This is a genomic window from Shewanella sp. SG44-6 (assembly GCF_014164185.1).
GTDB classification, from domain to species: domain Bacteria; phylum Pseudomonadota; class Gammaproteobacteria; order Enterobacterales; family Shewanellaceae; genus Shewanella; species Shewanella vesiculosa.
On sequence record NZ_JACJER010000268.1, the window covers coordinates 1 to 1,617 of the forward strand.

Annotated in this window: 2 protein-coding genes; both read left to right on the forward strand. The window is 36.5% G+C overall.

Annotated features, from left to right (window positions below):
- Nucleotides 1-101: 101 nt before the first annotated feature.
- On the forward strand, nucleotides 102-713 hold the full coding sequence (locus H5185_RS22045) for an AHH domain-containing protein (protein WP_182743290.1): 612 nt from the start codon (nucleotides 102-104) through the stop codon (nucleotides 711-713).
- 9 nt (nucleotides 714-722) lie between these two features.
- Nucleotides 723-1,313, forward strand: a complete 591-nt coding sequence (locus tag H5185_RS22050) for a hypothetical protein (RefSeq protein ID WP_182743292.1) — start codon at nucleotides 723-725, stop codon at nucleotides 1,311-1,313.
- The last annotated feature ends 304 nt before the right edge of the window (nucleotides 1,314-1,617 follow it).

Consider the following 1,617-nt stretch of genomic DNA (forward strand, 5'->3'; position numbering starts at 1 on the left):
CTTATCCATATCCATATCCATATCCATATCCATATGAAACTTGAATATAATCTTACCATTTGTGATAATAACTTTCTAAAATCTAAAAGGAACTTAGATAAATGAATAATCAACAAAAAATATATGAAGTATCGGTCACTGATATTGAGGATGATTTAACTCGAATAACAGGTGACCGTACCCTCGCAAAAGCTCATGCTGAATCTCTTAGTATTTATTATCGAGGTGAAATTATTGACTCGGTAAAGTATAAAGAAGGCATAATTCCACAAGCAGACTTGCTTTTATCCCGAAGAGTGCGTTGGGAACACATGAAGATGCACTCTACTAAATTAGCCGAGAATATGTATGCAGCTAATCGTGGAAAGAAGCCTGATAATACTGCAGCTCATCATATTGTATCCTGGAGTGATCTGCGTGCCGCTAGGTCTAGATTAAGATTAGCAGCTTTTGGTATAGATATAGATCACGAAGCCAATGGTGTTTACCTTCCTAGATTTCAAAAGCATGTCCCAATGGACTCAATGCCTGATGCTTATCCTCACTCAAAGATACACTCCGGTAAATACTATCTGAATGTTGAATACCTACTTGAAGATACTATAGCCGAAGGTCTAGGCCATCGTGGGATTATTGAAACGTTACGTGATGTAGCAGAAGACCTCAAGATTGGTGTATTTCCGATTAATTCATCTTTAACTGCAGCAGGGTAATAATAACTAATGACTTCAAAGTTTAATAAGGTATTTAGCGTATATCTTGACCCTGATGAATTTATGCTTCTGAGTGAATCCGCATTTGAACATGTTTTGCAATTGACTGAAAATAGATTGCTTTCATTTAACGGTAATATTTCAATGAAAGAATTTTGGGGATTACTCAATGTTGTTTGGCAAGTTGAACCTTCGAACAATCAGAAGCTTAAAGTACCAGACATAGCTGGCTTAGGTGCCTCTACCTTTGTTGTTTCTCCAATGTATTCGCACTTATTCCTTAATGATTTTGGAAAGAACATTGAGCTTCTAGAATGTAATAATGACGGCGAAAAATGGCTTGCATTTAATGTTTTAGGGTTTGATAGCGCTTTGAATGAAGATCTTAGTGAAAGAAATATGCGTAATGGTCGACCTGATAGGATTCGTAAGTTTAAGCGCATGGTATTTAATAAGAGTGGTATAACTAACCCGAACCTATTTAGAGTTCGTGAAACGGGTCTTTTTTATTACACTACAGATGCAGAAAATAGCTTATATTCAATAGTTACAAAAAATAGTATTTCAGGACTCTTTTTTAAGGAAGTAGAGTGCTGTTGAGAATAAGATTTTTATTATTTTTTCATATCAAAAAGCTCTGAAAGCTATTGATGCCATTAAAGGTGATGTTGACCGAGAAAAAAGCTCCGCGTGTGAAGCTAGCTCTCTTATGAACCATAAAAAATGTTCACTGAATCATATACATGTACAGAAATTAGCCTCGACACGTAAATTATTTATGTCGGATAGACGACACTTGTTACCAAGTGCCGCCCTCCTAAGAACCCAGCGTGCAACTTTCACTGCACTAGGCTCAAGCCTCCACAAAGGTATCGTTTGATACCCAGCAACTTATAAAGCAGTG